At 65.5% G+C, this 8324-nt stretch carries 5 protein-coding genes, 1 pseudogene and 1 riboswitch; of the genes and pseudogenes, 3 read left to right on the forward strand and 3 right to left on the reverse strand.

All coding sequences use genetic code 11. The features are described 5' to 3' along the window. A partial coding sequence (gene gcvT, locus CWO91_RS40475; protein ID WP_165406048.1) for a glycine cleavage system aminomethyltransferase GcvT occupies window positions 1-881 on the reverse strand: 881 nt, incomplete at its 3' end. 162 nt (window positions 882-1043) lie between these two features. After that, window positions 1044-1134: riboswitch (glycine riboswitch) on the reverse strand. A gap of 224 nt (window positions 1135-1358) precedes the next feature. Here gcvT and alaS point away from each other — a divergent pair. Both alaS and CWO91_RS40485 read left to right on the forward strand, forming a co-directional pair. After that, complete coding sequence (gene alaS / locus CWO91_RS40480) at window positions 1359-4037, forward strand: alanine--tRNA ligase (protein ID WP_165406049.1); 2679 nt, start codon at window positions 1359-1361, stop codon at window positions 4035-4037. 6 nt (window positions 4038-4043) lie between these two features. Beyond that, window positions 4044-5275 (forward strand): annotated as a pseudogene (locus CWO91_RS40485) (cyclic nucleotide-gated ion channel). Window positions 5276-5291: 16 nt separating this feature from the next. On the opposite strand, the gene CWO91_RS40490 reads toward CWO91_RS40485, so the two are convergent. After that, entirely contained in the window at window positions 5292-5792 is a 501-nt protein-coding gene (locus tag CWO91_RS40490) for a DUF3455 domain-containing protein (protein ID WP_091889084.1), read from the reverse strand. Window positions 5793-5947: 155 nt separating this feature from the next. Then, on the reverse strand, window positions 5948-7162 hold the full coding sequence (locus CWO91_RS40495; protein WP_091889082.1) for an NADP-dependent isocitrate dehydrogenase: 1215 nt from the start codon (window positions 7160-7162) through the stop codon (window positions 5948-5950). A 337-nt stretch (window positions 7163-7499) separates the two neighbouring features. Here CWO91_RS40495 and CWO91_RS40500 point away from each other — a divergent pair. Continuing rightward, a partial coding sequence (locus tag CWO91_RS40500; protein WP_130220918.1) for an RNA methyltransferase occupies window positions 7500-8324 on the forward strand: 825 nt, incomplete at its 3' end.

Raw genomic sequence — 8324 nt, forward strand, 5'->3', positions numbered from 1 at the left:
GCGCCTTTGCCGAAATGGGCGAGGATGTTCTCGGCGCCGGGGAAGCCGCCGGCGCGGGCGCCGCCACTGCGGCGGCTCTTCTGCACCGACCATTCCAGCGCGGCTTCGACCGGCGTGGTCGTGGTGTCGATGTCGTGGCCGTAGAGGCAGAGGCCAGCTTCGAGCCGCAGGCTGTCGCGGGCGCCAAGGCCGATCGGCATCACGTCGGGGTTTTCGAGCAACGTCTTGGCGAGACGCTCGGCATCGCCAGCGGGAACGGAAATCTCGAACCCGTCCTCGCCGGTATAGCCCGAGCGCGAGACGAAACAGGGGAGGCCGGCGACCTCGTGAGGACCGGCGTCCATGAACGTCATGGAGGGCGCCTCTGCACACAATTTCGCCAGCGCCGATTCCGCCTTCGGACCCTGGAGCGCGATCAGCGCGCGGTCGGCAAGCGAATCGATGACGCAGTCGCCGGAGAGATGCGCGCGCAGATGCGCCTCGTCCGCGTCCTTGCAGGCGGCATTGACGACCAAGAACAGGTGATCGCCGAAATTGGCGACCATCAGATCGTCGAGGATACCGCCATCCGCATTGGTGAACTGGGCGTAGCGCTGCCGTCCCGGCGCAATCGCCACGATATCCTGCGGCACCAGCCGCTCCAGCGCGCGGGCGGCGTCCTCGACCCTGCCGGACTTCGGCCGAAGTGCGATCTGGCCCATGTGGGAGACGTCGAACAGGCCGGCGGAGGCACGGGTCTGGAGATGTTCCTTCAGGACGCCCGCGGGGTACTGCACGGGCATGTCATAGCCCGCGAACGGCACCATCTTGCCGCCAAGCGACACATGAAGGTCGTAAAGGGGCGTACGTCTGAGGGGGGCGTGGTTGTCGGTTGAAAGCATCACAGGGGCCCTCGGCGGTTCCCCGGGGACAATTCCCCGGGAGCAACCAGTCGAAGCCCCATCTGTCGCTGTGCCTGAGAGTATTATCCCGTCGGCGGACGCTATCCGGGCCACCCCTTTTAAAAGGTAATTGCCCGTCGGCGCCTCTTTCCAGATGTCGTCAAAGCCACGCGGTCCTTTTGCCTGAGAGTTTCCGGGGCGGTTGCTCCTTCGGCGCCGGCTGCCTAAAGCCGGTCTCTCCCGACGTGGCCGTACGATATAGATAGGTAAAGACCACAGGGCGGCCAAGCCTGTCAACGCGGCGGCTTCGCCTTTCAACCGGGATTGCGCGCCTGCGGCAACCCACTGATCTGCTTGCACAGTTTCTGGACAGCGAAGCTGGCCTTGTCTAAAAGCGCTTTGGCCCGCAGATATCAGCCTTAACGTCCGTTTTTTATGGCGAGAAGCGCGGGTCCAAGCACACTCGATTGGATGAACATGAGCGGCGTCAACGAGATCAGGTCGACCTTTCTGAACTTCTTTGCCGAGAACGGCCACGAGATCGTGCCGTCCTCGCCACTGGTGCCGCGCAACGATCCGACCTTGATGTTCACCAATGCCGGCATGGTGCAGTTCAAGAACGTCTTCACCGGCGTCGAGAAGCGGCCCTATCAGCGCGCCACCACGTCGCAGAAATGCGTGCGCGCCGGCGGCAAGCACAACGATCTCGACAATGTCGGCTACACTGCGCGCCATCTCACCTTCTTCGAGATGCTCGGCAACTTCTCGTTCGGTGACTATTTCAAGGAGCGCGCGATCGAGCTCGCCTGGAAGCTGATCACTGCCGAGTTCGGGCTGAAGAAGGACAAGCTGCTCGTCACCGTCTATCACACCGACGACGAGGCGGCCGGCCTGTGGAAGAAGATCGCCGGCTTCTCCGACGACCGCATCATCCGGATTCCGACCTCGGACAATTTCTGGGCGATGGGCGACACCGGCCCGTGCGGCCCGTGCTCGGAGATCTTCATCGACCGCGGCGAGCACATCTGGGGCGGACCTCCGGGCTCGCCGGAGGAGGACGGCGACCGCTTCCTCGAATTCTGGAATCTCGTGTTCATGCAGTACGAGCAGGTGACGAAGGAGGAGCGCGTAGGCTTGCCGCGTCCCTCGATCGACACCGGCATGGGCCTCGAGCGCATGGCCTGCATCCTCCAGGGCGTCGAGAGCGTGTTCGAGACCGACCTGTTCCGCAACCTGATCGATGCGACGTCGTCCGCGCTCGGCACCGGGCCGAGCGAGCAGACAGTGGCGTCGTTCCGCGTCATCGCCGACCATCTGCGCTCCTCGGCCTTCCTCGTCTCCGACGGCGTGCTGCCCTCGAACGAGGGCCGCGGCTATGTGCTGCGCCGGATCATGCGCCGCGCGATGCGCCATGCGCAGCTGCTTGGCGCGAAAGAGCCGCTGATGCATCGCCTGGTCTGGGCGCTGGTGCGCGAGATGGGCCAGGCTTACCCTGAGCTGATGCGCGCGGAGAATCTGATCGAGGAAACGCTGCGGCTGGAAGAGACCCGGTTCCGCAAGACTCTCGCGCGCGGCCTCGCCATCCTGGACGAAAAGAGTGCGGGCCTGAAGAAGGGCGACATGTTCGACGGCGACGTCGCCTTCACGCTCTACGACACCTACGGCTTCCCGCTGGACCTGACGCAGGACGCGCTGAAGTCGCGCGGCATCGGCGTCGACCAGGCGGCCTTCTCCGATGCGATGGAGCGTCAAAAGTCCAAGGCGCGCGAGTCGTGGAAGGGATCTGGCGAGGCGGCTTCCGAAGCAATCTGGTTCCCGCTGCGTGAGAAGCTGGGTGCGACCGAATTCCTGGGCTACGAGACCGAGAGCGCCGAAGGCGTGGTCGCGGCGCTGGTCAAGGACGGCAAGGAGGCGGACAGCCTCAAGGCCGGCGAGACCGGGGCGCTGGTGCTGAACCAGACGCCGTTCTACGCGGAATCCGGCGGCCAGGTCGGCGACACCGGCGTGCTGCTCGGGGAGGGCGGCATCAAGGTCCGCATCAGCGACACGCAGAAGAAGCTCGGCGATCTCTTCGTCCACATCGGCACGGTCGAGAGCGGCGAAGTGAAGCTCGGCACCGCGCTCCAGCTCGAGGTGGATCACGGGCGTCGCTCTTCGATCCGCGCCCATCACTCGGCGACGCATCTCATTCACGAGGCGCTGCGTCAGGTGCTCGGCGATCACATCGCCCAGCGCGGCTCGCTGGTCGCGCCCGATCGCCTGCGCTTCGACTTCGTGCATCCGAAGCCGATCACGGCGGAGGAGCTGTCCCGCGTCGAGGACATCGCCAACGACGTGGTGCTGGAGAACGACGAGGTCACGACCCGCGTCATGGGCGTTGATGAGGCCCGCGAAGCGGGGGCGCGCGCCTTGTTCGGCGAGAAATATGGCGACGAGGTCCGCGTCGTTTCCATGGGCAGGACCGCGCGCGAGCGCGGCGCCAACGCGCTCGGCTGGTCGGTCGAGCTCTGTGGCGGCACCCATGTGAGGCGCACCGGTGACATCGGCCTGATCACGCTCACGAGCGAGAGCGCGGTCGCCTCCGGCGTGCGCCGCATCGAGGCGCTGACCGGCAATTATGCGCGAAAGCACGCCAATGACACCATGGCGCTGGCGAAGACCGCGGCCAACGAGCTGCGCACGTCCATCGACGACGTGCCGGCGCGCATCACAGCGCTGATGGAGGAGCGCAAGAAGCTCGAGCGCGAGCTCTCCGACGCGCGCAAGAAGCTCGCGATGGGCGGCGGTGCGTCGTCCAGCAACGGCGCGGCGGCAGGCGTGCGCGAGGTCGGCGACGTCAAGCTGATGGCGCGTGCGGTCGAGGGCATCGAGATGAAGGATCTCAAGAGCCTTGCGGATGACGGCAAGAAGCAGATCGGCTCGGGCGTCGTCGCCATCGTCGGCGTCACCGAGGACGGCAAGGCCGGCGTCGTGGTCGGCGTCACGCAGGATCTCACAGCGCGCTTCAACGCCGTGAATTTGGTGCGCATCGCCTCCGAAGCGCTCGGCGGCAAGGGCGGCGGCGGCCGGCCCGACATGGCCCAGGCCGGCGGCCCTGACGGCGCCAATGCGGCCGCGGCGCTCTCGGCGATCGAAAAAGCGATGGCAGGCGCTTAAAGCCCCATGTCCCCCGTTCCGCGAGGACGTGGGCTTCGCGATCCCGATTTGAGGGATCGCCTCTTCGAATTGCTGGAGCACGATCCGCTGGCCTATTCGGTTGGGTCGCGCTTCATCCAGGTGATCATCGGCGTCATCGTGATCAACGTGGCGGCGATGATCCTCGCCTCGGTGCCCGAGCTGGACGCGCAATTCGGCACGCTGTTCGCAGGCATCACCATCCTGTCCGTGATCGTATTCGCGCTGGAATATGCGGCGCGGCTGTGGCCGTGGCCGGCCACACGCAGCGCAAGGCGTCCGCGCTCTCCGACCGGTTCGGCTACGCCTTCTCCGCGCTCGGCATCATCGACCTCATGGCCTTCCTCCCCGCAGCGATCGTGCTCGCCACGGGCAGGCACGCGACGCTGGCCGCGCTCGGCGTGCTGCCGTTCTTCAAGCTGATCCGCTACTCGCCGGCGATGCGCTCGCTGCTTGCGGCCGTGCATGCCGAGCGGCGGGCACTGATCGGCTGCATCGTCATCCTGGTCGGCGTGGTCTTGACCTTCGCCTCGCTGCTCTATGCCATCGAGCGCGACGTGCAGCCGGACAAGCTCGGCACCATCCCGCAGGCGATGTGGTGGGCGATCGTGACGCTCGGCACTGTCGGCTATGGCGACGTCGTGCCGGTGACGCCGCTCGGCAAGTTCGTCTCGACCTTTGCCATCATCAGCGGCTTTGCCATGATCGCGCTGCCGGTCGCGATCATCTCGACCGCCTTTGCCGAAGAGGTGAAGCGGCGCGATTTCGTCGTCACCTGGGGCATGCTGGCGCGGGTGCCGCTATTCTCGCATTTGTCGGCCGCCGAGATCGCCGATATCATGCGGCTGCTCAGGGCACGCACCATCGAGCAGGGCGAGATCCTGGTGCGGCGGGGCGATGTCGCCTCCTCGATGTATTTCGTCACCGCCGGCGAGGTCGAGATCGCGCTGCCGAGCCAGCAGGTGCGGCTTGCGGACGGCACCTTCTTTGGCGAGATCGCGCTCTTGCACAAAACAAAACGCAGCGGCACGGTGACGGCGACGCGCAAGACCCGGCTGCTCGTGCTCGACGCCCAGGATTTCCACGCGCTGATCGCGCGCATGCCGACGCTGGCCGCCCACGTCCACAACACTGCGAAAGCGAGGCTCGCCGACACCGGCGATCTCGCTGCGGCGGAGCTGGCGCAGGCGGAGAAGGAAGATGGGGGCAAGGCGCGCTGACGAGGTCCGCCGCGGGTTAGCCCTTCTTCAGGAAAACATACTCGGCGGAGTAGGGCACGCTCCTGAACTCGCCAGCCCTGTCGCAAGCGCCGTCGAGCTTGCCGCCACGGGTGTTGATGCGCTGGACCGTGGTCACGGGCGTCAGCACGCCGCTGCCGCGGTGAGCGGTCACTTCCAGCTTCAGCCAGGGGATATCGCTCGCCGTTGCGCCCGGCGCATTGCCGATGGCCTTGCCGACCACCGCGCTGCCGTCGGCATGCTCCCAGTTCGGGCCGGCATAGTGGCGGCCGATGGTCTTGCCGTCCGAGAGAAGCGTCGCGATCGGCTCGCGGAAGGTCCAGGCGAGCTTGCCGTCGGTGCCGGCCTTGCACTCATAGACCTGTGCGCCCTCGGCGTGGACGCTGAGCACGACGCTCTCGCCCGGCGCGGCGATGGCTTCGGGAAGCGGATCGATGGCGAATGCGGGCGTGCTGGCCAGCGCGAAGGCCGCGAATGCAAGGCTCTTCGATGTCGGCATGGCGTTTCCTCGCGTGCATGTGTCGTCATTGCGAGGAGCTCGCGACAAAATTGCAGAGCAATTTTGCGCTGATGCGACGAAGCAATCCAGAGTGGTCCCGCGGAGGGCTTCTGGATTGCTTCGCTACGCTCGCAATGACGCGTGGAGTTGGCGGCTTACGCCGCCAGCGCCTTGGTCAGGTTCTCGGCGACCTTGTCGAGGAAGCCGGTGGTGGAGAGCCAGCGCTGGTCGGCGCCGACCAGGAGCGCAAGGTCCTTGGTCATGTAGCCGGCCTCGACGGTGTCGACGCAGACCTTCTCCAGCGTGTTTGCGAACTTGGCGAGCTCGGCATTGTTGTCGAGCTTGGCGCGATGCGACAGGCCACGGGTCCAGGCGAAGATCGACGCGATCGAGTTGGTCGAGGTCTCCTTGCCCTTCTGGTGCTCGCGGTAGTGGCGGGTCACCGTGCCGTGGGCAGCCTCGGCTTCCACCGTCTTGCCGTCCGGGGTGAGCAGCACCGAAGTCATCAGGCCGAGCGAGCCGTAGCCCTGCGCGACCGTATCGGACTGCACGTCGCCGTCGTAGTTCTTACAGGCCCAGACATAGCCGCCGGACCATTTCAGCGCCGAGGCCACCATGTCGTCGATCAGGCGGTGCTCGTAGGTCAGGCCCTTGGCGTCGAACTCCTTCTTGAACTCGCGGTCGAAGATGTCCTGGAAGATGTCCTTGAAGCGGCCGTCATAGACCTTCAGGATCGTGTTCTTGGTCGACAGATAGACCGGATAGCCGCGCAGCAGGCCGTAATTGAAGGAGGCGCGGGCGAAGTCGATGATGGAGTCGTCGAGATTGTACATTCCCATCGCGACGCCGGCATCGGGGGCCTTGAACACTTCCTTCTCGATCACGGTGCCGTCCTCGCCGACGAACTTCATCGACAGGGTGCCCTTGCCGGGGAACTTGAAATCGGTGGCGCGGTACTGGTCGCCATAGGCGTGGCGGCCGATGATGATCGGCTTGGTCCAGCCGGGAACGAGGCGCGGCACGTTCTTGCAGATGATCGGCTCGCGGAAGATGCAGCCGCCGAGGATGTTGCGGATGGTGCCGTTCGGCGACTTCCACATCTGCTTGAGGTTGAACTCCTTCACCCGGGCTTCATCCGGGGTGATGGTGGCGCACTTGACGCCGACGCCGACCTTCTTGATGGCCTCGGCGGCGTCGATGGTGACCTGATCGTTGGTGTGGTCGCGGTGCTCCATGCCCAGGTCGAAATAGAGCAGCTCGACATCCAGGAACGGAGTGATCAGCTTGTCCTTGATGTACTGCCAGATGATCCGGGTCATCTCGTCGCCATCGAGTTCGACGACGGGATTGGATACCTTGATTTTTGCCATGATCGGGGAAGCCTCTTGGGGAACGGCGCTTTGGGTGCGCCACGGGAATATCCGGCGCCTCTTAGCACCGCCGCGCGGCGGGCGAAAGCCAAGGGATTATGCACTTTTAGCTCATCCAGCTTCCGCAGACGGGCAGCGGCAGCCCGCCCTCGGCCGGACCCGGGTCATGTTCCAGGCGAGATTCAAAAGTCGAATCCAACCCGTTATTTCCCTTGAGAATTTTGTCAGGACAGGCAAACGACAGGCGGACGGGGCGGCCCGCCCGGTGGGCCGGCTTGAATCAACTCCTGAAGTGGCCTCTGCAAGGCCTTGAGAGACAGCGTGAAAGCGAAGCGAGATGTCGGGGACTGACAAGAGCAAGGCGGGGCTTTCTCTCGATGGTCCCATCGTGATCCTGGTCGAGCCGCAGCTCGGGGAAAACATCGGCATGGCCGCGCGCGCCATGGGCAATTTTGCCCTGAGCCGGCTTCGCATCGTCAATCCCCGCGACGGCTGGCCCAACATCGCGGCCCAGCGCGCCGCCGCCGGCGCCGATCAGATTCTGGAAAAGGTCGAATTGTTCGAGACGGTCGAGCAGGCGGTCGCCGATCTCGACCTGTTGTTCGCCGCCACCGCCCGCGCGCACGACCAGGCCAAGCCGGTGGTCGGGCCGGAAGCCGCCGTCGCCGAGATCTCGGGGCACATCGCCACCGGGGGCAAGGCCGGTATCCTGTTCGGCCGCGAGCGCTGGGGCCTGACCAACGAGGAGGTCGGGCTCTCCAACCGTATCATCACCTTCCCGGTCAATCCGGGCTTTGCCTCGCTCAACCTCGCGCAGGCCGTGCTGCTGGTCGGCTATGAATGGTTCAAACGAGCCACATCCGGCGAGCTGCCGCACGCCATGCCGGAGCGGTCCGAGCGCGCTTCGCAGCACCAGATGCAGGCCTTCTTCGACAACCTCGTGCGCGAGCTCGACAAGGTCGAATTCCTGCGCCCCGCCGAGAAGCGCGACACCATGCTGGTCAACCTGCGCAACATCTTCAGCCGGATGGAGCCGACCAAGCAGGATATGCACACGCTCCACGGCGTGGTGATGGCGATCGCGGAAGGGCGCAAGGGCCCGGCCAAGGGCGGCGTGCTCGACGGCGAGCAGGCCACGCGCCTGCGCGCGCTCTTGGCTGAG

This window comes from Bradyrhizobium genosp. SA-3 (genome assembly GCF_004212635.1).
In the GTDB taxonomy this organism is placed as follows: Bacteria; Pseudomonadota; Alphaproteobacteria; order Rhizobiales; family Xanthobacteraceae; genus Bradyrhizobium.

What these genes read in the sequence shown, in the direction of transcription:
- CWO91_RS40490 (WP_091889084.1), bottom strand. Translation starts at nt 5,792, where the DNA reads ATGCCGACATCGAAGAGCCTTGCATTCGCGGCCTTCGCGCTGGCCAGC.
- alaS (WP_165406049.1), top strand. Translation starts at nt 1,359, where the DNA reads ATGAGCGGCGTCAACGAGATCAGGTCGACCTTTCTGAACTTCTTTGCC.
- CWO91_RS40495 (WP_091889082.1), bottom strand. Translation starts at nt 7,162, where the DNA reads ATGGCAAAAATCAAGGTATCCAATCCCGTCGTCGAACTCGATGGCGAC.